19 protein-coding genes are annotated in these 24,274 nt (G+C 67.1%); 8 read left to right on the forward strand and 11 right to left on the reverse strand.

All coding sequences use genetic code 11. From position 1 onward, the window contains the following. Positions 1-11: 11 nt before the first annotated feature. The 8 genes from AC07YZ_RS13280 to AC07YZ_RS13315 all read left to right on the forward strand — a co-directional run bounded on the left by AC07YZ_RS13280 (position 12) and on the right by AC07YZ_RS13315 (position 9,471). Positions 12-980, forward strand: coding sequence for a sialic acid TRAP transporter substrate-binding protein SiaP (locus tag AC07YZ_RS13280; RefSeq protein WP_494795080.1), 969 nt, complete (start codon positions 12-14; stop codon positions 978-980). A gap of 10 nt (positions 981-990) precedes the next feature. Continuing rightward, the gene (locus AC07YZ_RS13285) at positions 991-1,602 is read left to right on the forward strand and encodes a TRAP transporter small permease (RefSeq protein ID WP_226491997.1); all 612 of its coding nucleotides are present in this window, start codon (positions 991-993) and stop codon (positions 1,600-1,602) included. A 13-nt stretch (positions 1,603-1,615) separates the two neighbouring features. After that, on the forward strand, positions 1,616-3,022 hold the full coding sequence (locus tag AC07YZ_RS13290; protein WP_494795081.1) for a TRAP transporter large permease: 1,407 nt from the start codon (positions 1,616-1,618) through the stop codon (positions 3,020-3,022). Positions 3,023-3,155: 133 nt separating this feature from the next. Then, positions 3,156-4,679, forward strand: a complete 1,524-nt coding sequence (locus AC07YZ_RS13295) for a UxaA family hydrolase (RefSeq protein WP_494795082.1) — start codon at positions 3,156-3,158, stop codon at positions 4,677-4,679. A gap of 20 nt (positions 4,680-4,699) precedes the next feature. Further along, positions 4,700-5,911: a D-mannonate dehydratase ManD gene (gene manD, locus AC07YZ_RS13300; protein WP_494795083.1), complete on the forward strand. Its 1,212-nt coding sequence runs from the start codon at positions 4,700-4,702 to the stop codon at positions 5,909-5,911. Between the two features lie 8 nt (positions 5,912-5,919). Further along, positions 5,920-7,428 carry a mannitol dehydrogenase family protein gene (locus AC07YZ_RS13305; RefSeq protein WP_494795084.1) on the forward strand — a complete coding sequence of 503 codons (1,509 nt, stop codon included), beginning with the start codon at positions 5,920-5,922 and terminating at the stop codon, positions 7,426-7,428. Between the two features lie 61 nt (positions 7,429-7,489). Next, positions 7,490-8,449, forward strand: coding sequence for a sugar kinase (locus tag AC07YZ_RS13310; protein ID WP_494795085.1), 960 nt, complete (start codon positions 7,490-7,492; stop codon positions 8,447-8,449). A 14-nt stretch (positions 8,450-8,463) separates the two neighbouring features. After that, positions 8,464-9,471 carry a zinc-binding alcohol dehydrogenase family protein gene (locus AC07YZ_RS13315; RefSeq protein ID WP_494795086.1) on the forward strand — a complete coding sequence of 336 codons (1,008 nt, stop codon included), beginning with the start codon at positions 8,464-8,466 and terminating at the stop codon, positions 9,469-9,471. An 83-nt stretch (positions 9,472-9,554) separates the two neighbouring features. Here the strand turns inward: AC07YZ_RS13315 and AC07YZ_RS13320 are convergent, their stop codons facing one another. The 11 genes from AC07YZ_RS13320 to AC07YZ_RS13370 form a co-directional block, all read right to left on the reverse strand. Next, entirely contained in the window at positions 9,555-11,858 is a 2,304-nt protein-coding gene (locus AC07YZ_RS13320; protein WP_494795087.1) for a LamG-like jellyroll fold domain-containing protein, read from the reverse strand. A gap of 307 nt (positions 11,859-12,165) precedes the next feature. Then, positions 12,166-12,531, reverse strand: coding sequence for an RNA-binding regulator (gene rbp / locus AC07YZ_RS13325; RefSeq protein ID WP_226491989.1), 366 nt, complete (start codon positions 12,529-12,531; stop codon positions 12,166-12,168). Between the two features lie 183 nt (positions 12,532-12,714). Then, the gene (locus tag AC07YZ_RS13330) at positions 12,715-14,328 is read right to left on the reverse strand and encodes an alkaline phosphatase D family protein (RefSeq protein WP_494795088.1); all 1,614 of its coding nucleotides are present in this window, start codon (positions 14,326-14,328) and stop codon (positions 12,715-12,717) included. A gap of 131 nt (positions 14,329-14,459) precedes the next feature. Further along, positions 14,460-14,801, reverse strand: a complete 342-nt coding sequence (locus tag AC07YZ_RS13335; protein WP_226491987.1) for a single-stranded DNA-binding protein — start codon at positions 14,799-14,801, stop codon at positions 14,460-14,462. Next, complete coding sequence (locus tag AC07YZ_RS13340; RefSeq protein WP_494795089.1) at positions 14,798-15,277, reverse strand: hypothetical protein; 480 nt, start codon at positions 15,275-15,277, stop codon at positions 14,798-14,800. Before AC07YZ_RS13340 ends, AC07YZ_RS13335 begins: the two co-directional genes overlap by 4 nt. Positions 15,278-15,303: 26 nt before the next feature. Further along, complete coding sequence (locus AC07YZ_RS13345) at positions 15,304-15,546, reverse strand: hypothetical protein (RefSeq protein WP_226491985.1); 243 nt, start codon at positions 15,544-15,546, stop codon at positions 15,304-15,306. Beyond that, positions 15,543-15,848 (reverse strand): hypothetical protein, encoded by a 306-nt coding sequence (locus AC07YZ_RS13350; protein WP_494795090.1) that lies wholly within the window; start codon positions 15,846-15,848, stop codon positions 15,543-15,545. Before AC07YZ_RS13350 ends, AC07YZ_RS13345 begins: the two co-directional genes overlap by 4 nt. Positions 15,849-16,018: 170 nt before the next feature. Beyond that, positions 16,019-18,193: a hypothetical protein gene (locus tag AC07YZ_RS13355; RefSeq protein WP_494795091.1), complete on the reverse strand. Its 2,175-nt coding sequence runs from the start codon at positions 18,191-18,193 to the stop codon at positions 16,019-16,021. 539 nt (positions 18,194-18,732) lie between these two features. Next, complete coding sequence (locus tag AC07YZ_RS13360; protein WP_226491982.1) at positions 18,733-20,907, reverse strand: alpha-galactosidase; 2,175 nt, start codon at positions 20,905-20,907, stop codon at positions 18,733-18,735. A 2-nt stretch (positions 20,908-20,909) separates the two neighbouring features. Continuing rightward, positions 20,910-22,010, reverse strand: coding sequence for an ABC transporter ATP-binding protein (locus tag AC07YZ_RS13365; RefSeq protein ID WP_494795092.1), 1,101 nt, complete (start codon positions 22,008-22,010; stop codon positions 20,910-20,912). A gap of 15 nt (positions 22,011-22,025) precedes the next feature. After that, complete coding sequence (locus AC07YZ_RS13370) at positions 22,026-24,263, reverse strand: glycoside hydrolase family 2 protein (protein ID WP_494795093.1); 2,238 nt, start codon at positions 24,261-24,263, stop codon at positions 22,026-22,028. Positions 24,264-24,274 lie beyond the last annotated feature (11 nt).

Below are 24,274 nucleotides of genomic sequence, written 5' to 3' on the forward strand. Positions count from 1 at the left end.
GGAGACAAACCATGACATTCCAACGCATCACCCTGGCCCTGGCAGCAAGCCTTGTGGTCGCCGCCCCCGCCTTGGCACAGACCAAACTCAAGTGGGCCCATGTGTACGAGACCTCCGAGCCTTTCCACACCGCCTCTGTGTGGGCGGCCGAAGAAATCAAGAAACGCAGCGCTGGCCGCTTCCAGGTGGACGTGTACCCCGCCTCGCAACTGGGCAAGGAAAACGACATCAACCAGGGCCTTTCCCTGGGCACGGTGGACATCATCATCTCGGGCTCCAGCTTCGCGGCCAAGGCCTTCCCCCGCATCGGCGTCACCTACTACCCCTACACCTTCCGCGACGTGGACCACCTGCTGGCCTACACCAAGAGCGACATCTACAAGGAGCTGACCGCGGGCTACGAACAGAAGAGCGGCAACGAGATCATTGCCACCACCTACTACGGCACCCGCCACACCACGAGCAACCGGCCCATCGCCAAATGCGCCGACATGAAGGGCCTGAAGATGCGCGTGCCCGACGTGCCGGCCTACCTGGCCATGCCACGCGCCTGCGGTGCCAACACCTCGCCCATCGCCTTCGCCGAGGTCTACCTGGCGCTGCAGAACGGCACCGTGGAAGCGCAAGAAAACCCGCTGCCCACCATCGAAGCCAAGAAGTTCTTTGAAGTGCAGAAGCACATCGTGCTCACCGGCCACATCGTGGACCATCTGAACACCGTGGTGGCCGGCGGGGTGTGGAAGAAGCTGTCGGACGCCGACAAGAAGATGTTCACCGAGGTGGCGCAGGAGGCCGCGGCCAAGGCATCGAAAGAAGTGGCAGCGCGCGAGGCCGAACTGGCCGCCGTGTTCCGCGGCAAGGGCGTGAGCGTGACCGCGGTGAACACCGGCGAGTTCCGCGATACCGTGCTGAAGAACGTGGCCTTCGAGCAGTTCGGCTACCAGAAGGCCGACTGGGATCGCATCCAGGCCGTCAAGTAAGGCGGATCGCATGTCGCTTCAAAGCGTTCTGCCCGATGTGGGTGGTGCAGCAGAGTCGCACCCGGTCGAATCCAGCGCGCAAGCGCTGGTGGCCAGCTTCGCGGAGGCCGACCAGCACCCGGTGAACCTCTCGGGCTACGGCATCGAAGACTGGGTCTGCCTCGGCTTCTTCTGGACCATGGCCGGCCTGGTGTTCCTGCAGTTCTTCAGCCGCTACGTGCTGAACGACTCGTTCGCCTGGACCGAGGAGCTGGCCGTGTACTGCCTGATGCCGGTGGTGTTCATTGGGGCGTCCATGTGTGTGCGGCGGATGCGGCACATCCAGGTCAACCTGCTGTACCGCTACCTGCCCACCCCGGTGGGCCGGGCCCTGTCGACGGCGGTGGACATCGCCGCCATCACCTTCTACAGCTATGGCGCCTGGCTGATTGCACGCTACGCGCTGGCCGTGGACAACGAACCCATGACCACCATCAACTGGAACAAGAGCCATGTGTACTGGCTCGCGTTTGCCGGCTTTGCCCTCATGGCCCTGCGTGCTGTACAGGTGGCGGTGGAAAACTGGCGCCGAGGCTTCTCGGCCCTGCAAAACCCCGGCTTCTTTGACGGTTCGGCCGGCTGAACGGAACCCCACCATGCTGATCCTGATTCTTTCCTTCCTGGGCCTGATGCTCTGCGGCCTGCCGGTGGCCGTGGCCATGGCCGGTGGCTCGCTGATCTACATCCTGGTGTCGGGCAGCGTGCCCGACATCGTGCTGGCCCAGCGCATGATTGCCGGCATCGAATCTTTCCCGCTGCTGGCCGTGCCCTTCTTCATCCTGGCCGGCAACCTGATGAACATCGCCGGCATCACCGGTCGCATCTACAACTTCGCCATCGCGCTGGTGGGCTGGATGAAGGGCGGTCTGGGTCAGGTCAACATCGTCGGCTCGGTGATCTTCTCGGGCATGTCGGGCACGGCCATCGCCGACGCGGCGGGCCTGGGCTCGATCGAGATCAAGGCCATGAAGGAACACGGCTATTCCACCGAGTTCGCGGTGGGTGTGACGGCCGCATCGGCCACGCTGGGTCCGATCTTTCCCCCTTCATTGCCCTTTGTGATCTACGGCATGATGGCCAACGTCTCCATCGGCGCACTGTTCGTCGCAGGCATCCTGCCGGGGCTGTTCATGACCGGTCTGATGATGGCCACCGTGGCCTACTTCGCGCACCGCAATGGCTGGGGCGGCGACGTGGCCTTCCACTGGGGTCGCCTGGGCGGCGCGGCGCTGGAGATCCTGGTCGTGCTGGCCTTCCCGATGGCGGTGTGGCTGGCTGTCAAGGCCGGTGCATCGGTCAACCTCGCCGCCGGGGCAGGCTTCGTGGCACTGCTGGCGCTGGACTGGCGCTACAACTTCTCGGCCGTGCTGGCCCTCATGGCGCCGGTGATCCTGATCGGCGGCATGACCATGGGCTGGTTCACGCCTACCGAGGCTGCCGTGGCGGCGGTGATCTGGGCGTTGTTCCTGGGCCTGGTGCGCTACCGCTCCATGACCCTGCGAACGCTGGCACAAGCCACGTTCGAGACCATCGAGACCACGGCCTCCGTGCTGTTCATCGTCACCGCCGCGTCCATCTTTGCCTGGCTGCTCACCACCACGCAGGCCGCGCAGGCCCTGGCCGACTGGATTTTGTCCATCACCAGCAACAAGTGGGTGTTCCTGCTGCTGGCCAATCTGCTGATCCTGTTCGTGGGTTGTTTCATCGACACCATCGCGGCCATCACGATCCTGGTGCCCATCCTGCTGCCCATCGTGATCAAGCTGGGCATCGACCCGGTCCAGTTCGGTCTGATCATGACGCTGAACCTGATGGTCGGGCTGCTGCACCCACCGCTGGGCATGGTGCTGTTTGTGCTGGCGCGCATCTCCAAGCTCTCGGTGGAGCGCACCACCATGGCCATCCTGCCCTGGCTGGTGCCGTTGATGCTGGCGCTGATCGCCATCACCTACATCCCGGAGCTCACCCTGTGGCTGCCGCAGCAAATGGGATTGTTGAAATGACACCCCCGCCGCGCTTCGCGCGACCCCCTCAAGGAGGCGGCACTGGCCGTCCGCCGAAGCCGGCCCGGCGGTGCCCTGGGCTGAACCTTCTCATGCGTTGCGGTGCGCACTCCGGCACCTTGGAAAAACTGAAATGAATCCCGTCATCCGTATTCATCCGAACGACGACGTCGTCATCGCCCGCCAACAGCTGCTGGGCGGCACGCGCATCGAGACCGAAGGCATCACCATCGCGGGCCTGGTGCCGCCGGGCCACAAGATCGCGGTGCGCGCCATCGCGGCGGGTGCGCCGGTGCGGCGCTACAACCAGATCATCGGCACCGCCACCCAGGCCATTGCGCCCGGGCAGCACGTGCACACGCACAACCTGGCCTTCAGCCGCTTCGACCGCGGCCACACGGTGGGCGGCGACGTGCGGCCCGTGGCCTACGTGGACACGCCGGCCACGTTCGACGGCATAGTGCGCAGCGATGGCCGTGTGGCCACGCGCAACTACATCGGCGTGCTGACCAGCGTGAACTGCTCGGCCACCGTGGCGCGTTCCATCGCCGACCACTTCCGCCGCGACATCCACCCCGAGGCGCTGGCGCCCTACCCCCACGTGGACGGCATCGTGGCGCTGACCCACGGCGTCGGCTGCGCCACCGACAGCGAAGGCGAGGGCCTGCACGTGCTGCGCCGCACGCTGGCGGGCTACGCGCGACATGCCAACTTCGCGGCCGTCATCGTCGTGGGCCTTGGCTGCGAGACCAACCAGATCCAGGGCCTGCTGGCGCAGGAGGGCCTGCGCGAAGGCGCCAAGCTCGTGACCTTCAGCATCCAGGACACGGGCGGCACCGCCAAGAGCGTTGCGCGCGGCATCGAGGCGGTGCGAGCCCTGCTGCCCGAGGCCAATGCCGTGCAGCGCCAGCCCGTGCCCGCCAGCCACCTGGTGGTGGGCCTGCAGTGCGGCGGGTCCGACGGCTACTCCGGCATCAGTGCCAACCCGGCGCTGGGCGCGGCGGTGGACCTGGTGGTGCGCCACGGCGGCACGGCCGTGCTGTCCGAGACGCCCGAAATCTATGGCGGCGAACACCTGCTGCTGCAACGTGCGGTGTCGCAAGCCGTGGCCGACAAGCTCGAAGCCCGCCTGCGCTGGTGGACCGACTACTGCACGCGCCACCACGCCGAGATGGACAACAACCCCTCGGCCGGCAACAAGGCCGGCGGGCTGACCACCATCCTGGAGAAGTCGCTCGGTGCCATCGCCAAGGGCGGCACCACGCCCCTGGTCGATGTGTACGAATACGCCCAGCCCATCACGGCACGAGGCTTTGTCTACATGGACACGCCGGGCTACGACCCGGTGTCGGCCACCGGCCAGGTGGCGGGTGGTGCCAACCTCATCTGCTTCACCACCGGGCGCGGCTCGGCCTACGGCTGCGCGCCCTCGCCTTCGCTCAAGCTGGCCACCAACAGCGCGCTGTGGGCCAAGCAAGAAGAAGACATGGACATCAACTGCGGCACCGTGATCGACGGCAGCGAGAGCGTGGAGCAACTGGGCGAACGCATCTTCCAGGACATGCTGGCCGCCGCCTCGGGCCGCAAGACCAAGAGCGAACAACACGGCTACGGCCAGAACGAGTTCGTGCCCTGGGCGCTGGGCGCCGTCATGTAACCCTCATACACAGCAACACCATGAAGATCACCGCCGCCAAAGTCATCGTGTGCGCACCCAGCCGCAACTTCGTGACCCTGAAGATCGAGACCGATGAAGGCCTGACCGGCATCGGCGACGCCACGCTCAACGGCCGCGAGCTGGCCGTGGCCAGCTACCTCACCGACCACGTCATCCCCTGCCTGATCGGGCGCGACCCGCAGCAGATCGAAGACATCTGGCAATACCTCTACAAGGGCGCCTACTGGCGCCGCGGCCCGGTGACCATGAGCGCCATCGCGGGCGTGGACACGGCGCTGTGGGACATCAAGGCCAAAGCCGCCAACATGCCGCTGTACCAGCTGCTGGGCGGCAAGAGCCGCACCGGCGTGATGGTCTACGGCCACGCCAACGGCAAGGACATCACGCAGACCGTGGAAGAGGTGCTGCGCTACAAGGAGATGGGCTACAAGGCCATCCGCGCGCAGAGCGGCGTGCCCGGCCTGGAGAAGGTGTACGGCGTGGGCCGCGGCAGCATGTTCTACGAACCGGCCGACGCCGACCTGCCCAGCGAACACGACTGGTCCACCGAAAAATACCTGCGCCACGCGCCAGAGCTGTTCGACAAGGTGCGCGCCGCCGTGGGCCCCGACATCCACCTGCTGCACGACGCCCACCACCGCCTCACGCCGATTGAAGCTGCGCGCCTGGGCAAGGACCTGGAGCCCTTCCGCCTGTTCTGGCTGGAAGACACCACGCCGGCCGAGAACCAGGAGTCCTTCCGCCTGATCCGCCAGCACACCACCACGCCGCTGGCCGTGGGCGAGATCTTCAACACCATCTGGGACTGCAAGGACCTGATCCAGAACCAGCTGATCGACTACATCCGCACCACGGTGGTCCACGCGGGCGGCATCACCCACCTGCGCCGCATCGCCGACCTGGCCGCGCTGTACCAGGTGCGCACCGGCTCGCACGGCGCCACCGACCTCTCGCCGGTGTGCATGGGCGCGGCGCTCAACTTCGACCTCTGGGTGCCCAACTTCGGCATTCAGGAATACATGCGCCACACCGACGAGACCGACGCCGTGTTCCCCCACGCCTACAGCTTCAAGGACGGTTACATGCACCCTGGCGAAGCGCCCGGTCACGGCGTGACCATCGACGAGGCGCTGGCCGCGAAGTACCCCTACAAACGCGCCTACCTGCCGGTGAACCGCCTGCAGCACGACGGCACGCTGACCAACTGGTGAGGGTGGACATGAACCGATTGAACGACCACACGGTGGGCGCGTTGCCGGCCGCCGTGACGCGCCCCGCCTACGACCGCAGGGCACTGAAAACCGGCATCGTGCACCTGGGTATCGGCGCCTTCATGCGCGCCCACATGGCCGCCGCCACCGAAGCGGCCATCGCCGCAGGCGACCTGCGCTGGGGCATCGTTGGCGTGTCGCTGCGCCAGCCCGACACGCGCGACGCGCTGCAACCGCAGGACGGTCTGTACACCCTGGCGATCCGCGACGCCGATGCGCAAGGCCGGCCGCGCCAGCGGCTGCAGGTGATCGGTGCGGTGCGCGCCCTGCTGGTGGCGCCTGAGAACCCGGCCGGCGTGCTCGAAGCCATTGCCGCAGCAGACACCCGCATCGTGAGCCTCACGGTGACGGAAAAAGGCTACTGCCACGACCCGGCCACCGGCGCGCTGCGGCTGGACCACCCGGACATCGCCAACGACCTGGCCCACCCGCAAGCGCCGCGCTCGGCCATCGGCATGCTGGTGTTCGGGCTGCAGCGGCGCTTCGCGCAAGGCCGCGGGCCGCTCACGCTGATGTCGCTGGACAACCTGCCGGCCAACGGCCGCGTGCTGCGCGGCGCGGTGCTGCGGTTTGCCGAAGCGGTGGACCCGGCGCTGGCCCGGCGCATCGCCGCCGAATGCCGCTTTCCCTGCTCCATGGTGGACCGCATCGTGCCCCGCACCACCGACGCCGACCGCGCCGCCGTGTCCCAGGCGCTGGGCGCCGAAGACCGCTGGCCGGTGCTGGGCGAACCCTTCTTCGACTGGGCGGTGGAAGACCACTTCGCCGCCGACCGCCCCGACTGGACGCTGGGCGGCGCGCGCTTCGTGGCCGACGCCGAACCCTTTGAACGCCTCAAGCTGCGCATGGTCAACGGCACGCACTCCAGCCTGGCCTACCTGGGCGCGATGGCGGGCTGGCAGACCGTGGACAAAGCCATCGCGCAGGCTCCGCTGCGCGAGCACATCGAAGCGCTGATGCGCGACGAGATCGAACCGACCCTGGCCGACCTGCCCGGCCTGGACCTGCCCGCCTACCGCGCCAACCTGCTGGCCCGCTACGCCAACCCGGCGTTGGCGCACCGCACGCAGCAGATCGCCATGGACGGCTCGCAGAAGCTGCCCCAGCGCCTGCTGGGCACCGTGCGCGACCGTCTGGCCCGGGGCCTGCCCGTGCCCCGCATGGCACTGGGCGTGGCCGCGTGGATGCACTACCTGCGCGGCGTGGACGAACTGGGCAACGCCTATGCCATCGACGACCCGCATGCCGCCGACCTGACGGCGCTGTACCAACGCACGCTGGGGCAGGGGGCGAGCATCGAAGCCGTGCAGGCCATGCTGTCCTACGCGCCGGTGTTCGGCGACCTGGCGGGCAACCAGGCACTGGCCGCCGCGCTGCTTTCCGCCCTGCGATCACTGCAGACGCACGGCGTGCGGGCCACGCTGGACGCCGTGAACCGCGGGGAGCTGGGCGCATGAGCGCCGCCGGGCCGTTCCCAAGGCGCTCAGCCCCGCAGTGCGCAGCACGGAGGGTAGTCCAGTGACGGCAGCTCCCGAGCCACTCGATGTCCTGACACTGGGCGAGACCATGGCGCTGCTGGTTGCCCAGGAGTCCGGGCCGCTGGAGCAGGTGCAGACCTTCAGCAAGCGGCTGGCCGGCGCAGACAGCAATGTGGCCATCGGTCTGGCCCGCCTGGGCTTCCGCGTGGGCTGGGTCAGCCGCATCGGGGCCGACTCGTTCGGCCGCTATGTGCGCGAGGCCATCGAAGCCGAAGGCGTGGACACCTCGCAGGTGGAGGTGGACCCGAACCGCAGCACCGGCTTCATGCTCAAGTCGCGCAGCCTGGACGGCAGCGACCCGGCCATCGAGTACTACCGCCGCAACTCCGCCGCCAGCCAGCTCGGGCTGGCCAACCTGCCGACCGCCTACGCGCTGCGCGCCCGCCACCTGCACGCCACCGGCATAACGCCCGCGCTGTCGCCCGCGGCCTGCGAGGTGGTCGCGCACGCCATGCAGAGCCTGCGCGCCGCAGGCCGCAGTGTCTCGTTCGACCCCAACCTGCGCCCCCGCCTGTGGCCCGACACGGCCACCATGCGCGACACCCTGAACGACCTGGCCCGCCACGCCGACTGGGTGCTGCCCGGCATCGAGGAAGGTCGGCTGCTCACGGGCCAAAGCACCCCCGCCGACATCGCTGCCTGGTACATCGACCGGGGTGCCAAAGCCGTGGTGGTGAAGATGGGTGCCGAGGGCGCTTACTTCCACACCGCCAGCGGTGAACACGGCCAGGTGCCCGGCGTGCCCGTGCCGGTGGTGGTGGACACCGTGGGCGCCGGCGACGCGTTTGCCGTGGGCATCATCAGTGCCCAGCTCGAAGGGCGTTCATGGCCCCAGGCCCTAAAGCGCGCCAACTGGATCGCCTCGCTCGCGCTGCAGGTGATCGGCGACATGGAAGGCCTGCCCACGCGCAGCGAGCTTTCAGAACACAACATCGATTGAACCCAAGGAAAACCATGCTGACCGTTGTCTGCGAAACCCCCGGCACCCTGCTGGCCCAGGACCGCCCCATGCCCGAACGCGGTACCAACGACGTGCTGCTGCGCGTCAAGCGCGTGGGCGTGTGCGGCACCGACCTGCACATCTTCACCGGCAAACAGCCCTACCTGAGCTACCCGCGCGTGATGGGCCACGAGCTCTCGGGCATCGTTGAAGCCGCTCCGGCCGACAGCGTCCTGCGCCCCGGCGACACGGTCTACGTCATGCCCTACCTGTCGTGCGGCACCTGCATCGCCTGCCGCGCGGGCAAGACCAACTGCTGCACGAACATCCAGGTGCTCGGCGTGCACCGCGACGGCGCCTTCACCGAATACCTCACTGTGCCCCAGGCCTTCGTGCACAAGGCCGAAGGCGTGTCGCTCGACCAGGCCGCCATGGTGGAGTTCCTGGCCATCGGTGCGCACGCCGTGCGGCGCTCGGGCCTGCATGCGGGGCAGCGCGTGCTGGTGGTGGGCGCCGGCCCCATCGGCATGGCCGCGATGATCTTTGCCCAGCTGCGCGGCGCCACCGTCACCGCGCTGGACGGCCGCAAGGACCGGGTGGACTTCTGCACCAGCGCCCTGGGCATCCACGCCGGCGTGATGCTTGGCGAGGGCGATGAGGCGCAACTCTCCGAGCTGAGCAACGGCGAGTTCTTCGACGTGGTGTTTGACGCCACCGGCAACCCGCAGGCCATGGAGCGCGGCTTCCGCTTCGTGGCCCACGGCGGCAGCTACGTGCTGATCTCGGTGGTGGGTGCCAACATCACCTTCTCCGACCCGGAATTCCACAAGCGCGAGATGACGCTGCTGGGCAGCCGCAACGCCACCACCGAAGACTTCAGCACCGTGCTCGGTGCCATGCGCGCGGGCCTGATCCCGGCCAGCCTGAACACCCACCGCCTGGCACTGGCGGACGTGCCGACCCAGTTCCAGAACCTGCTCGACCCGTCCGCCGGAGTGATCAAGGCCATCGTGGAGTGTTGAGCGGGTCGGAAACGAGGGCGCACCAAGACTCCCCTGACCCGTGAGCGCCGCAGAGGCGCGGTGTCGCTTGAGTGCTGCGCCGTCTACCGCGGCAGGGATCTGCACTCTGGCTTGGAGACGGTGCTAAGGCCTCCGGTGGTGCTCACGCCTGGGCACGGAACTCTGCGCCGGGGGCGTCCACCAGGAAGATCGGCGATCAACGCAGCAACGTCGCTGTCGGTGAGCGCAACGCTGAAGATCTGCAGGTCCTGCATCTTGCCGTTGAAATAGGGGTCCCCCGAATACTGCGAGCGACCCAGCCAGTTCCGGTGGGTCGAGCCCAGTTGGAAGGGCGCCAAGTCGATCTCCGGGTTGGACCCCACCGCCACGCCATTGACGTACAGCGTGCCCAGCCGGCCCTTGAGGGTCACGGCCACGTGCACCCAGGTGCCCGTGGTCAATGGCGCCGTGTGTGAGATGACTTGTTCTCCAAAGTAGGTGGTGCCCGTGACGCGAAAGCTCATCTTGCCGCTGCCATCCCTGGGGATGAGGCACATATAGCTGATGTCGCTGCTGCCGAAATCGAAGATGCGGGTGTTGGTCACGGCGGTGTTCCAGTACACCCAGAGTGCGATGGTGAAGTCGCCCAGATCCTCCACCAGGCCGGTGCTCAGCGCGAGATGGCTGGAGCTGCCGTTGAAGGCCAGGGAGTTGCCGGCGATGTGGCCTGCTGTCCAACTGGCATTGCCCATCAGGCTGCCATGGCGAGCGCCGCTGCTGGTGTCGACGGCGCTGGTGCCCGAGGTCTGGTTCAGCGTCATGTCGAGCCGCAGGGTGTTGGCCAGTTGTACCCCCGCACGGTCAGCGCCCACCAGGGTCTGGCCGCCGTGCACCGTGCATACCCTGTAAAACCACTGGCCCGTGCCCGGGTTGTCGGTATGGGTGCGCGTTGCGTCACTGCCCAGGGTGGCAACGGTGGTGAACGTGCCGTTGGCCGACGCGCTGCGTTGCACCAGATACGACGTGGCCAGGGCACTGCCCCACCAGGACAGCAGCACCTTTCCATCGGTGACGTAGGCCGTGAGCCCGCTGGGCGCCACGGCCGCGCTCGCGGGCGGGAGCGAGAAGGTCAGCGTGCCAAAACTGGGGGTGTCGCCGCCCCACTGGTTCGCTTCCGGGCGCAACCGCTCCGCCATGCGACGCACGTAGGGTGCAGACAGGCCCTTGCGGTTGGCGTAGTGGTTGTAGAGGCACTCCCAAATGGGGCGCAGATGCGGCCGGCCCGACTCGGAGACCTGGGTGAACGTGCCCTGCCGGTTGACGTAGCGGGAAAAAGGCAGCGTGTAGTAAACGCCGTTGCTGTCGGTCAGCTGCGCCTTGGCCACATACTCCGCGCCCGCCAGCAGTCGGTTGTTGCGGTAGCTGTACAGGTCATCGCCCTGCAGCCAGGCCATCTCGCACAGCAGGCCGCTCAGACCCACGCTCAGCGTGGCATGTCCGTTGTCGCGGGCAAGCTCCTGCCACTGGCCCAGATAACCCGGGTGCACGCAGTAGACGCTGTGGTCCGCGGCACCGTTGCCCCGGCCGTTCCGGTAGTAGTCCAGCGCCTTGTCGTAGATGTCGCGGCGGTCGCAGAAGATGCCGATGGCCATCTGGCCGCACAGGGCAATCAGGTCCCAGTTGGCCCAGTAGTTGGTGATGTTGGAGCCATTGTGGTTGTCCAGAAAATCCGAGCACTTGGACTGGAACTCCGCCAGCAACAGGTCCTGCATCGCTTTCAGCCCGGTGCTGGACCAGCCGGCATAGCCGCGCATCAATTCACCGGCCATGGCCCATTGGTAGCCATACAGGCCGGCGGCGAGAAAGCGGTCGGCGTTGCCCGTGAGCGTGGTCATGGTGGACGACCAGGCGTCCAGATACGCGACCGCCGCATCGGCATAGCGCGTGTCGCCCGACACCTTCCAGCGCAACGCGAACTGGTAGGCACGCTGCACGTCTTCCACGATGGCGCGGAAGTTTTCGCCGTCTCCACCACGGACCACCGTGACCAGGGGCGCAGGTTCCCGCCCCAGTTGCGAGCGGCCGCTGTCGGTGAGCGCATTCCAGCCACTGGTCCAGGGCGACACACCGTTGTCCACCTGGGTTTTCATGCGCGCGAGATCGGCCGCGCTGTGCATGACCCCGGGGTGGGCAAAACCGCCAGTGGCCGCCGGGGCCGCCAACCCGCGATCGCTGGTGCTTTTCAACGTCGCTTCACCGACGCCGGCTCCGTCACCCAGACCCGCATCGTCACCGCCGCCGCAGGCCTGCAGTGCGGGCAGCAACAGCCCCGCGCCCAGGCGGTACATCAGCGTCCTGCGCGACAGGGCATCGTGAACCATCGGTTGGGCAGCGGAGGAACGCGGCATCAGGGGTATCTCGAATCCTGCTTTCGTGAAAAAAGTGCCCATTCTATGAACCACCCCCACCAACCGTCCGGCGTTGTCCTGGCCCCGTGCGGTGCACCGACGACCGGTGCGTACAGCCGCTTCAACGGCACGGCCCCGGTGATTCGGTCCCGTCTTCGGCAGCACACCATGGGCCCGATGCGAGCGTTCAGGGTCCACGCTTCTCCGACGCTGTGGCAAGCGCCCCAAGAAAAAAGGCTTCGAAACCGGAGTTCCGAAGCCTCTTGGCTGGTCTCAGCGCTGGGCCGAGACGGCGGATTCGCAGGGCTTAGTAGCCGCCGCGGCCGTAGCCGCCACCGCCGGAGCGATCGCCACCACCGCCGTAACCGCCACCACCGGAGCGGTCACCGCCGCCGCCGTAGCCGCCGGTGCGGGGAGGACGTGCCTCCATCGGGCGGGCTTCGTTCACCGTGACGCTGCGGCCACCCAGCGACTGACCGTTCATGCCACTGATGGCGGCTTGCGCTTCGGCATCGCTGCCCATTTCGACGAAACCAAAGCCCTTGGAGCGACCGGTGTCGCGTTCCATCATGACTTTGGCGCTGGTGACCGAGCCGAACTCGCTGAAAGACTGTTGCAGGTCTTCGTCACGCACCGTGTACGGCAGGTTGCCGACGTAAAGTTTATTGCCCATAGGGACTCCGAAAAAAAACAGAAACACAAAAGCGATGGGGTCCCGAAAGCTCAACAAACCCGAGTGTGCCGCCGTAGCGCGCGAAACTGACCGATCACCTGGAAGGCGCGCGGGCTTGATCGCCCGCGCAGGCCCATTATGGACCCCAGGGTGGCGGGCCGCGGTTTTTTTGTGTGAGCAGCGTCAAACCCGGTTGCGCTGCCCCTGTTTCTGTGCTGGCTGCGGCGCCAGCGTCTTGCTGTAAAGCGAGTCCCCCGCGAGGTCTTTCAGCGTCACCGTCATCGCGCGCGTCCGGGCGTCGATGTCGACCTGGCCGAAAAACTGCAGGCCATTGGTGGGCGGTGCGTTCACCTCGGTGGGCGCCTTCTGGTACACCACCTGCATGCCAAACGTGGTGTCGGCCTTGTTGGGGCCGAAGCCGCCGGCGTTCAGCGGGCCGGAGACAAACTCCCAGAACGGCGAGAAGTCACTGAACCGCGCCTTGGCCGGATCGAAGTAGTGGGCCGCGGTGTAGTGCACGTCGGCGGTGAGCCACACCACGTTCTGGATCCCCGCCTGTTTGATCGCGCGCAGCAGACCGGCCAGTTCCAGCTCCCGGCCCTTGGGTGCGCCGTCTTCGCCGTTGGCGATGGCTTCCCATTTTTCCTTGCCGTCGGCCACGTGCAGGCTGAGTGGCATGTCGGCGGCGATCACTTTCCAGACCGCTTTCGAGCGCTTGAGCCCGTCCAGCAGCCAGTCCAGTTGCGGCTTGCCCATGAAGACGGTCTCGGCGCTTTCGCGGGTCTGCAGGTTCGCGGTGTTGGGGCCGCGGTAGCTGCGCATGTCCACCACGAACAGATCGAGCAGCGGGCCCTGCGGCAGGTGGCGGTACACGCGCTCGGACTCCACATCGGCCGTGCGGCGCATTGGGGCAAATTCGTTGAAAGCCTTGGTGGCCCGCGCCACCAGCAGCGGGACGTTCTTCTCGGTGTAGCGCTTGTCGTCGCTCAAGTCCTTGGCGTCCGAGTGGTTGTTGACCACCTCGTGGTCGTCCCACTGCCAGATCTGGGGCACATCGGCCGCCATGCGGCGCACATTGGCGTCCATCAGGTTGTAGCGGTAGCGGCCACGGAACTCGTTCAGCGTTTCGGCGACCTTGCTCACCTCTTCGGTCACCACGTTGTTCCACAGGTTGCCGTCGGCCAGCTTCACCTGTGCGCTGATCGGGCCGTCGGCGTAGATGGTGTCACCGCAGTGCAGGAAAAAGTCCGGGTTGGTCTTGCGCATCTGCTCGTAGATCTTCATGCCGCCCCAGGCTTCGTTGATGCCCCAGCCCTGCCCGGCCGTGTCACCGCTCCAGACAAAGCGCACATCGCGCATGGCCCGGCCACGGGTGGCCGCCGGCGGCAGGCGCAGGTGCCCTTGCAGGGGTTCCGAGAGCACGCGCTCGTTGTGCAGGTCCTGCAGCACCACGCGGTAAAAGATCTCCTGGCCGGCGGGCAGCCGGGTCAGGTCGACGCGGCCGGTGAAGTCGCTGTCTTCCAGCATGTGCGGGCCACGCACGCGGGTGGCGTTGGCAAAACTCGCGGTGGTGGCCCACTCCAGCCACAGGCGCGCTGGGCGGTCGCTGCGGGTCCAGATCACCGCGCCGTCGGCCTTGGGGTCACCACTCTGAATGCCATGGGCCATTTGCGGCCGCATGCCATCGCGCGTGATGAGGGCGGGAGCAGCGGCGCCCTGCGCCCAGACACGCGACGCTGGCGCCACCACGGCACCCCCAAGAAGGGCCCCGCGGGCCATGAAAAGACGACGATCCATTTGAAAACACTCCAAAGACAGTTGCAACAGCGCTGCAGTCTTCGGGGTTTCGATGTCAGGCGTATGAAGGTCTCGTGTCGGTTCGCCAAGAGCCGGGCCGCACCTGCGGACGGACTTGCGGCCCGTTCACCCTATTCGGACGCCGGCCCGTCACCCAGCGCTGCCTGCTTGCGGCTCACGTGGTAGGCCGTCATCACCTGCGTGGCGATCAGGTCCAGGCTCGGGCGGGTGATGCCTTGTTTGTCGGTCCAGACCTTGGGCGTGAGCGCGCCCGAGAGCGTGAGCGCCTCGCCGTCGGCCAGCGCCAGCAGCGCCGCGCAGGGCGCCTCGTCAAACGCGATCACGTTGACGATGAACTCCTCGTCCGCCTTGTTGCGCGCCAGCACGCGCGCCACGATGTAGCCGCGGCCCGCCTTGTCCACGCGGCGTGAAGCGTCGCCCATCAGGCGGCCGGCGATCAGTCCGTCGATCATGATCGCGGCTTCTCGAAACCCGAGACCACCCAGGCCTCGGCGCTGGCCGCGTTGAGCCGGAAGTTCGGCGGCGCGGGCACCAGGGCCAGCTCTTCGTCGAACTCGTTGAGCGCGCGCAGCGTGGCGGTGGCGCCCTCTTCGTCGGGCACGATGGCCAGCTCCACGCGGATGCGCTGGCCGCCCACCGTGATGCTCACGTTCTTGTTCAACTCGGCGTGGCGCTGCTGCTCGGAGCGGCGGATCACCTCCTTGGCCGTCTTCACCAGCGTGTTGAACGCATTGGTGTCCAGCGGCTTGGGGTTCTTCTTGTCGCGCCCCATCGTCCAGGGGCCCACCAGCGCGGGCTCGGCCTGGCCGTCCAGGAACATGGCCACCGCCCAGCCATCGTCGTCTTCGTTCTTGATCACGCGCGCGGTCCAGTGCTCGTCGCTCCACACGCGGTCTTCGTGGATCGGGTCTTGGGTGTCTTGGGTCATGGGGGGATGGTAAACGGCGAAGGCGTTCAAACCGCCGGCCCGAACAGCCCGGTGCGCCACAGCACCTCGCGCTCTGCCTCGCTCAAACCTTGCAGCTCCTCACCCGGCCGGGCCAACACCCGGCGGTGGCCCACCGGGAGGCTGAGCGCCCGGGCACCGTTGAAGCGCAGGCGTTCGGGCACTGTCGCTGTAGCCGCCGGCGGCTGCGCCGAACCTGCAGAGGCCCAGCGGTCGGGCGCCGGCACCGAGGATCGTTGACAACAGCTCATGATCGTTCTCCCACGGCCAGTTCCACCGCGCTCGCGCCGCCGGCCACGGCCAGCCACAGCAGCAGCCAAGCTGCCCAGCCAGGCGCCAGCACGGCCGCGGGCAACACCGCCAGCCAGACCGCGAGACAGTGCACGCAGGCCAGGCCGTCGGCCAGCGGCGTGCCGGCCACGGCCGCATGCAGGCGCGAGACGAGGTCGAACGGGCCCCGCTCGCGCGCCACCAGCCGGGCCAGCCGCCACACGGCCAGCACCGAGAGCACCGCTTCAAACCACGGTGGCTCCGGGCCAAAGCCGAGTTCCATGCGCAGGCTCAGAGGCTGAGAGTTTTTCGAGCATGTCCGAGCAACGCGCCACAACGTGCCCAATCAAGGCGCAAAGCACAGCCATAGCTCGGGCTATGGCGCGCATTTGCAACGCCGAGTGGGTGCGTTTTGGCGTGGTGAGCGGGCATGAGCGAAAGACTCTCAGCCTCTCAATTGGCGTCGAACACCGCGAACACGCGGCTCGTGTCCTGGTACACGCGCGTGGCCTCGTATTCGAAGGCCGGTGTCGGTGGCGCCATCACCTGGTTGGTGTCGAAGGCCCGCGAGACGCTGCGGGCAAAGAAGCCGTAGGTGCCCTGGGCGGCATTGGCCGGCAGCGTGTACACCGCCTGCATCAGCCCGCCCTGGTCGCCCACCGTGGTGTGCCAGTGTTCGAAACCGAACGGCCCGTCCGCGCCGCCGCTGCCACCGGTGCGCACCATGCCCACGTTGCCACAGACGGTCGGGTGGAAGTAGGCGTTGCGGAAGTGCTCGCTGTGCACGTCCATCGTGACGCGGAATTCCACCGCCACCGGCACAACCCCGCGGCGCACCACCGGGCAGTTGCCGCCGATGGGCAACCAGTCGGCATCGCCGGCCTTGCGCCACGCGATGTCGAACACGAAGCCCGGTGCGTGGTTGTCCACCACCACCGCCACCGGCGCCGCGCTCGACAACACGTTGCCGGGCGGCAGGCCCACCTGCAGCACCAGCTCGTAAGTGCCGTCGGGGTAGGCGCCACCCGTGGGCCAGTCGAGCAACAGCTGTTCGCTCGGCAGCCAGCTGTTGGGCCCGGCGGGCAGGTTGATCGGGTACCAGCCGTTGGCGTCGCTGGTGGGGGCGTGCCACTCGCCCACCCCGGCGCCATTGAGCCGGTACAGCCACCAGCTCACGCCGACAAAAGGTGTCTGCGGGCCAAAGGCCGCGCTGCCCGGCGCGCGGTGGCGGTACAGCACGCGGTAGTGCGTGGCCTGCGGGTGCGTGCGGTGGCAGCCCAGCAGCGACAGCTTGCCGTAGGCCGGGGAACGCGCGGCCGGGTTGGGCAAGGCATCGACGCTGGTGCCCGACGGGTGCGGGCGGTTGGTGCGCAGGTTGTAGCCCATGGCGCTGTCGAAGGTGGTCGGGTCGCCGGTGAGCGGCAGGCGCCCGGCCATGACGATGGCGGGCGCGTTGCCGCAAGGAATCTGCTCGTCGGGAAAACAGTCGGGCGCCACACGGGCGCTCGGGTCCGCCTCCAGCGTCACGAAGGGCAAGTTGCCGGCGTTCCAGCGCACGTCGAAGTGGCTCTCGCCGTAGATCACCTCTTCCACGCCGTCGCCGTCCACGTCCTGCAGCACGCGGAAGGTGATGTCGGGCACGTCGATGATGGGCACCCACTCCGGCATGCGCACGTTCACACAGCGCCGCATCGGGCCGATCCAGTGCCGCGGGTCAAAACCCTCGAACGCCTGGGGGTCCAGCCGCAGCTGCGCGGCCACGCTGTCCAGCGCCACGCGCGACAGCACCCCCTTCTTTCCCTCGGTATCGGCCAGAAAATCGGCCGGCAGCGGCGGCGCCATGCGCAGCGCCGCCGGTGCGTCCAGCGCCTGGTCGAGCGCCGAGGTGTCTTCGCCAAACGCGGCGCCAGGCAGGGCCTCGAAGCGGGCCAGCGCCTCGGCGGCGCGCGAATCGCTCATCGCGGCCATGCGCCGCAAGGCCGCGAAGTCGGGTGCCGGGTCCGGCCCGGGGATGGGCCCGCGCGGGCCGCGCTCGGTCAGCACCGGCATGCGCTCGCGCAGGTCGTCCAGCAGCTCGCGCCAGTTCGGACGCTCGAACAGCACCGGAAAGCACAGCCGCAGCGTGCGCCAGCGCAGCACCCAGTCGATGTCGAAGCGCGGAATCCAGACGCAGAAGTTGCCACACGCGTCCGTCTTCACGGTGGCGATCACCTCGCGCCGGCAGTTGAACGGAAACAGCCAGCTCCACTGCGAACCCATGGGGTGGTAGGCGAACAACGAACAGTCGGTGTCTTCCACCTGCACGGTGGCCAGCGGCACCGGCATCACGCGGCCCGTGGTCGCGTCGGTGCGCACCACCTTGCCGCACACCCGCTGCATGAAGAGCCAGCGCGGGTCCAGCACATGGCCCAGCCTGGCTTTGAGATCGGCCACCGGCTGACCGGCAAGGCGCTTGATCGGCGCACCGCTCAAGGCCGCCAGGCGCGCGGCGCCGAGCTTGCCGATGACCGCCGATTCGGCGGCATCAAAATCGGCGTCCAGACGCACCGCCGCAGCGGCGGTGGGGCGAATGGGCGAGGTGGTGGTGCGGGCCTTGCTGTCCGCGCTCGGGTGGGGTGACTTGGCCATGGCGACTCCTCGGTGATGGGGGATGGGCGATCGATCCGCATGAAGCCCGATGCGTCATGGGAAACAACCGCGTTCAGTGTGCGAGCCGCCCACCCCCGCGGCATCCCCAACATGGGAGAGCGCCATCCCCCGTTTGGGAGAGCCATCGGCCTGTTCAGGCGGGGTTTTACATGCGGATACAGCGCGGGCTGCGTGCCATCAGACTGCAAGACCGACTTTGTGGCCTTCGTCAACGTCCTGTTGACCCACATGCATGCCAAGGCTCGCCGCGTTCATCTGGTGATCGACAACCTGAACATCCACTCAAGATCGGCATCCTCAGTCGTCAATGCCTGGACCGGCGTGTTGAATGCCGACGCCGACTGCAACGCGAGGCTGAAGCTTGGCAGCAGGCCCACAACGCTGCTCAGCGAACCATCGGGTGGACGTTCACGCGTCAGGACGCGGATCAGAAGCTCAGTCGACACCTCGTTCCGAAACTTGCGTGTTGATGCACCAGGTGCATGGCCTATAACAAGTTTTGAAAATTGCCGCGACTTTTATGGTGGAACAAGCCGCAACCGGTAGATCAACGCACTCTCCGCGTTCATGCGCGGCAGCGGCAGGCCCACTGCCGCCAGCCAGGCGCCGTGCGCGGTGGGCGGCAGGGCCTGCTGGGCCCCGGCGGCCAGGGCTGCGTCGTTCAGCGGGCTGCTGCTCCCGTCGGGCGGCGTGGGGTCCAGCCGTTCGATGGTGTAGTGCGCGGCCGGGCGCAGCATGGGCAGGCGCAGCGGTGGCGTGTTGCGGTGGCTGGTGGGCGTGGTGCGGTAAACCAGCAGCAGTACCTCGCTGGCATGGGCGTCACCATGCGCTTGCCACAGCACGCCGTCGCCGGCCTCGCCCAGCCACACCTGTCCGGTGTGCAGGCGGTTGCGCAGCTGCTTGTACAGCCCCACCCAGCGGCCCAGCGCCATGCGCTCCTCGTCGCTCAGGCGGCGCACATCGGCCTCTATGCCCAGGTGGCCGCTGAGTGCCACGCCGGCGCGGAAGTTCAGGCTCTGGCTGCGGCCCGTGGTGTGCGCGGGCGCGGGGCCAATGTGGGCGCCCAGAATTTCGGGTGGCAAAAACTGCAGCGCACCGCGCTGGATGGCCACGCGCGACAGTGCATCGTTGCAGTCGCTGGTCCACACGCGGTGGGTGTGGGCCAGCACGCCCAGGTCCAGCCGGGCGCCGCCAGAAGCGCAGCTTTCAATCTCCAGCTGCGGGTGGGCGGCGCGCACCCGGTCCAGCAGGGCGTACAGCGCGTGCACAAAGCTGCGGTACGCGGGGCGCCCCAGCGCGTTGCCTGCGGTGGTCAGGTCGCGGTTCATGTCCCACTTCAGGTAGGCAATGGGCACGTTCTGCAGCAGGGTGTCCAGCTGGGTGAACAGGTAGTCCGCCACCTCGGGGCGGGCCACGTCCAGCACCAGCTGGTTGCGCATGGTGAGCAGGGGGCGGCCTTCGAGCTGCAGCGCCCAGTCGGGGTGGGTGCGGAACAGCTGGCTGTCGGGGTTCACCATCTCGGGCTCCACCCACAGGCCAAACTCCATGCCCAGTTCATTCACATAGCTGGCCAGCGGCTGCAGGCCGTGCGGGTACTTGGCCGGGTCGGGCCACCAGTCGCCCAGCGCGGCCTGGTCGCTGTGCCGGCCCTGGAACCAGCCGTCGTCCAGCACAAAGCGCTCTACGCCCACGCTGGCGGCGGCGGCGGCCAGCGCGCGGATGTCCTCGGTACGGTGGTCAAAGTAGACCGCCTCCCAGGTGTTCAGGTGCACAGGGCGCGGGCGCATGCGCCCGCCGGGCCAGGGCAGGCGACTGCGCACCGTGGCGTGGAAGTTGGCGGCCAGGCCGTTCAGGCCCTGCGTGGAGCAACTGGCGAACAGCGTGGGCGTCTGCAGCGATTCACCCGCAACCAGGCGCACTTCGCCCGGCGCCAGCCATTCGCCCATTTGCCATTGGTACTGCCCATCGTGCAGCCATTCAATGGCCTGGCGGTGGTTGCCCGACCAGGCCAGGTGCGCGCCATACACGGTGCCCGTGTGCGGGGTGGCGCCGGGCGTGGTGACCACCGCACCCGGAAAACTGTCGTGCGAGGTGCGGCCGCGCCGGTTCTCGCGCTGCCACAGACTGCGAGACAGCGCGTCCACCTGCAGTTGAAACTCATTGGCCCATTGGCCCGCGAACGAGCGCACGCCCTGCGCATCGCCCGGCAGCGGCACGGTGCCCGCGGCCAGCCAGTGCACGTCCAGCACGTCGGCACCGTCATTGAACAACTCGCTGCGCAGCTGCAGCACGTCGTTAACGTCCAGCGCCAGGTGCAACACCAGGCGCAGCTGGGCCACGCTGTCCGTCAGGTGGATGGCGATGCGCTGGCCGGGCTCCAGGGTGTTGATGCTGCAACTGTTGAACTGTTGCGCAAACTGCTGCCCGCCGCGGTGCGCCAGCAGCGCGCTCTGGCCATACCAGCCCACGCCAAAGGTGGGGGCCACGGTCAGCGGCTGGTCCAACTCCATGCTGCTGGGCGGGATGGCCCGGCCGTCCCGCAGCGGCGCCAGCGGCACGCAGTGGTCCGGCAGGCGCGGGCCCCAGTAGCGCCACAGCGGCGCCTCATGCGGGCGCACCTCCAGCACCACACTGCTGTGGGTGCCGTGCAAAACGGTGAATGCGGCAGAGGCCTCGGGCGCGTGGGTGGGCATGTTCAGTTGCAGTAGATGCGCTGGCCGCTCTTGTCAAACAGCAGGGCCTTGGCCGCGTCAAAGTGGGCGTCCATTGTCTGGCCCGAGCGCAGACTGCGACCGTGTTTGCTTTCCATGACCACCATCACACCACTGGCCGAGCGTGCGTACACAAAGGTCTCGCCGCCCAAATGCTCCAGCATGTCGATGCTGACGGGCAGCGTGGTGCTGCCGCCTTCTTGGAAATGTTCGGGCCGCACGCCCACCGACACCTCGGTGCCCACAGCGGGCAGGTTGCCGTCCAGCGGCAGGGTCACCACGGTGTTGTCAAAGCCGGCCAGGGCCACTTGGCACTGGTTCACGCCGTTGAATCGGTTGTGACCCGTCACTGTGCCGTCGAAGAAGTTCATGCGGGGCGAGCCGATGAAGCCCGCCACAAAGGTGTTGGCCGGGTTGTCATACAGCTCCAGCGGCGCGCCCACCTGCTCCACCACACCGGCGCGCAACACCACGATTTTGTCGGCCAGCGTCATGGCCTCCACCTGGTCATGCGTCACGTAGATGATGGTGCTGCCCAGTTCGCGGTGCAGGCGCGCAATCTCGATGCGCATGTGCACGCGCAGCTCGGCGTCCAGATTGGAGAGGGGTTCGTCAAACAGAAACACCTGTGGGTCGCGCACGATGGCGCGGCCAATGGCCACACGCTGGCGCTGCCCACCCGACAGGGCCTTGGGTTTTCGGTCCATCAGCGGGCCCAGGCCCAGGATGTTGGCGGCGGCGTCCACCTTGATGGCGACCTCCGCCTTGGCCACACCGGAGTGTTTGAGCGCAAAGCCCATGTTTTCGCGCACGGTCATGTGCGGGTACAGCGCGTAGCTCTGGAAGACCATGGCAATGCCGCGTTTGGACGGGTCCACATGGTTCATCACCTGTTCACCAATGCGCAGCTCTCCGCTGGTGATGTCTTCCAGGCCCGAGATGGCGCGCAACAGCGTGGACTTGCCGCAACCGGAGGGGCCGACAAACACCACGAACTCGCCGTGTTTGATGTCCAGGTCCACGCCGCGGATGATGTCGATCTCTCCGAACGATTTGCGGACCTGGGTGAGTTTGACGTCTGCCATGCGGTTCTCCTCGTTTTATTCTGCGCGTAGTGTCAGGACTTGCTCGCCCATGCGGCGTGTGGACACGCGCACGGTGATGTCGCCCACCGCGCCGGTGGTCTCGACCCAGAAGCCGGTCACTCCGCCCTTGAGCGTGAGCGTGTCGGGCCCCAACAGCCTGGCCGCACCGGCCACCTGTACATGCGCCACCTCGTCCAGGAAAGGCAACAAGCGCCCGGCCTGGTCCAGCGCACGCACGATGACGCGGGTGGCGTCTTTCTCGTCGGCGCGCAGCACCGTGTCGTCCACCTGCACCTGCAGCGTGGTGGGCAGCGGGTTGCCCGAGAGCTTCACGGTAGCCACGGCCTTGCCATCGATGTAGCCGGTGACGGTGGCGTCGCGCCACAGCATGCCCCAGGCGCCCAGGTCACTCATGTTGACGTGGCGGCTGTCGAAGATCACCGGCGCGTGTGGAAGGTGTGGGTAGCGCTCGCGATCGGGCTCGGCGCGCTTGGGCGCAAAGTCGCCCACCTTCAATTCCACATGGTCGCAGTTGGTCAGCACGATCAGTGGCAACACCTCGCAGCGGTCCTTTTCGCCGCGGGCCCAGTAGGTCACGGGCTCCAGCACCACCTGTTCGGCCTGGCTGCACTGGCTGGTGTAGCCCCATGCGGCGAACTTGGGCTCGCGGAAGATGTCCATGACGCCGTGGTGGCAGATGCGGTCACCCGCGCCGAAGTCCTTGTGGGTGTTGTAGTCGTACATGCACCAGCCAATGGCGCCGCTGATGACGGGGTTCTCGTAGGCCTTGTTCAGCACATCCAGATGGCGGGTGACATGTTCGGCCTGGCGGTCTTCGGGGTCGATGCGCTTGGTGGGGTACATGTGGCCGTTGAACTCGGTGATGAGGTAGGGCACCTCATGGTCCAGCCCCGTCACCTGGCGTGGCTGGCGCAGCGGCGTGGGGGCAATGCCTTTCATCCACTCGGGTGTAGCCACGTGGCAGAAGTCGTTGACGGTATATACGTCTTCCAGCAGCTCGCTGTTCTCGATGTAGCGCACGCCACCGGTCTGGCGGGTCGTGTCCAGGCTGCGGGCCATGGCGTTGGTGCGGGTGTAGAAGTCGTGGTTGTCTTGCGACTCGTTGATGCGCACGCCCCAGATGATGATGGAGGGGTGGTTCCAGTCGCGCTCCACCATGCGGCGCACGTTTTCTACCGACTCGTCCTGCCAGGCCTGGCCGCCGATGTGCTGCCAGCCCGGGATTTCTTCAAACACCAGGAGGCCGATCTCGTCGCAGCGGTCCAGGAAGTAGGTGGACTGCGGGTAATGCGAGGTGCGCACCAGGTTGCACTTGAGCGTGTGCTTCATCACGTTAGCGTCTTTTTCCTGCGCGCGCTGGCCCATGGCGTAGCCCACATAGGGGTAGCTCTGGTGGCGGTTCAGGCCGCGGATTTTGAGGTGCTTGCCGTTGAGGAAAAAGCCCTCGGTGGTGAAGCGTGCGGTGCGGAAACCAAAGCGGGTGCTGAGCTGGTCCCGGTTGTCCAGGGTGGCACGCACCAGGTACAGCTGCGGGGCGTCCAGTTCCCAGAGCTTGAGCCCTGCGAGTTGCGCAAAGCTGGCTTCAAAGCCTGTGGTGCTCAGGCTGACGGTTTGCCGGTGCAGTACGGTGCCGTCCACGTTGCACAGTTCGACCAAAGCCGTACCACTGACTGTGGCGTTCGTGGGGTTGGCGAGAAAGCCTTTGACCCGCACGCCCTTGGCGTCCGTCAATTCCTGCGAGGTTTCCACCTTGAGGTTGGCAATCGATACGGCGTCGTTCACCTGCAGCCACACATCGCGGTAGATGCCGGCATAAGTCAGGTAGTCGATCTGGCCGCCGAAGGGTGGGATCTCGGGGTTCTCGCTCCCGTCGATCTTGACGGTGATGAGGTTGTCGCCTTCCTTGAGCAGGCCGGTGAGGCGTGCGCTGAAGGGGGTGTAGCCATCCTTGTGCGCGGCGACTTGCTGGCCGTTGACCCAGACCACGCTGTTGGCCATGGCGCCGTCAAAACGCAGGCTGACTTCGCGGCCCGCCAAGGCGGGCTCCCAGGCCAGGGTGTACTGGTAGGCAAATTCCTTCTGGTAACTGTGCTCGTCCAGGTAGGTCAGTTCCAGGTCCACTGCGTTGTGTGGCAGGCGCACGGCGACGCCTGGCAGGGCCTTGGTGGTGTGTTCAGACGAAAAAGAAGTGTGAAAGGTCCAGCCCGAGACGAGCTTGGTAACGGTTCGCATGAAGAAAAACC

This window comes from Hydrogenophaga sp. GW101-3F08, assembly GCF_059424585.1.

What these genes read in the sequence shown, in the direction of transcription:
- AC07YZ_RS13360 (WP_226491982.1), bottom strand. Translation starts at nt 20,907, where the DNA reads ATGCCCACCCACGCGCCCGAGGCCTCTGCCGCATTCACCGTTTTGCAC.
- AC07YZ_RS13370 (WP_494795093.1), bottom strand. Translation starts at nt 24,263, where the DNA reads ATGCGAACCGTTACCAAGCTCGTCTCGGGCTGGACCTTTCACACTTCT.
- rbp (WP_226491989.1), bottom strand. Translation starts at nt 12,531, where the DNA reads ATGGGCAATAAACTTTACGTCGGCAACCTGCCGTACACGGTGCGTGAC.
- AC07YZ_RS13305 (WP_494795084.1), top strand. Translation starts at nt 5,920, where the DNA reads ATGAACCGATTGAACGACCACACGGTGGGCGCGTTGCCGGCCGCCGTG.
- AC07YZ_RS13315 (WP_494795086.1), top strand. Translation starts at nt 8,464, where the DNA reads ATGCTGACCGTTGTCTGCGAAACCCCCGGCACCCTGCTGGCCCAGGAC.
- AC07YZ_RS13320 (WP_494795087.1), bottom strand. Translation starts at nt 11,858, where the DNA reads ATGCCGCGTTCCTCCGCTGCCCAACCGATGGTTCACGATGCCCTGTCG.
- AC07YZ_RS13280 (WP_494795080.1), top strand. Translation starts at nt 12, where the DNA reads ATGACATTCCAACGCATCACCCTGGCCCTGGCAGCAAGCCTTGTGGTC.
- AC07YZ_RS13340 (WP_494795089.1), bottom strand. Translation starts at nt 15,277, where the DNA reads ATGACCCAAGACACCCAAGACCCGATCCACGAAGACCGCGTGTGGAGC.
- AC07YZ_RS13355 (WP_494795091.1), bottom strand. Translation starts at nt 18,193, where the DNA reads ATGGCCAAGTCACCCCACCCGAGCGCGGACAGCAAGGCCCGCACCACC.
- AC07YZ_RS13295 (WP_494795082.1), top strand. Translation starts at nt 3,156, where the DNA reads ATGAATCCCGTCATCCGTATTCATCCGAACGACGACGTCGTCATCGCC.
- AC07YZ_RS13330 (WP_494795088.1), bottom strand. Translation starts at nt 14,328, where the DNA reads ATGGATCGTCGTCTTTTCATGGCCCGCGGGGCCCTTCTTGGGGGTGCC.
- manD (WP_494795083.1), top strand. Translation starts at nt 4,700, where the DNA reads ATGAAGATCACCGCCGCCAAAGTCATCGTGTGCGCACCCAGCCGCAAC.
- AC07YZ_RS13345 (WP_226491985.1), bottom strand. Translation starts at nt 15,546, where the DNA reads ATGAGCTGTTGTCAACGATCCTCGGTGCCGGCGCCCGACCGCTGGGCC.
- AC07YZ_RS13350 (WP_494795090.1), bottom strand. Translation starts at nt 15,848, where the DNA reads ATGGAACTCGGCTTTGGCCCGGAGCCACCGTGGTTTGAAGCGGTGCTC.
- AC07YZ_RS13290 (WP_494795081.1), top strand. Translation starts at nt 1,616, where the DNA reads ATGCTGATCCTGATTCTTTCCTTCCTGGGCCTGATGCTCTGCGGCCTG.
- AC07YZ_RS13365 (WP_494795092.1), bottom strand. Translation starts at nt 22,010, where the DNA reads ATGGCAGACGTCAAACTCACCCAGGTCCGCAAATCGTTCGGAGAGATC.
- AC07YZ_RS13285 (WP_226491997.1), top strand. Translation starts at nt 991, where the DNA reads ATGTCGCTTCAAAGCGTTCTGCCCGATGTGGGTGGTGCAGCAGAGTCG.
- AC07YZ_RS13335 (WP_226491987.1), bottom strand. Translation starts at nt 14,801, where the DNA reads ATGATCGACGGACTGATCGCCGGCCGCCTGATGGGCGACGCTTCACGC.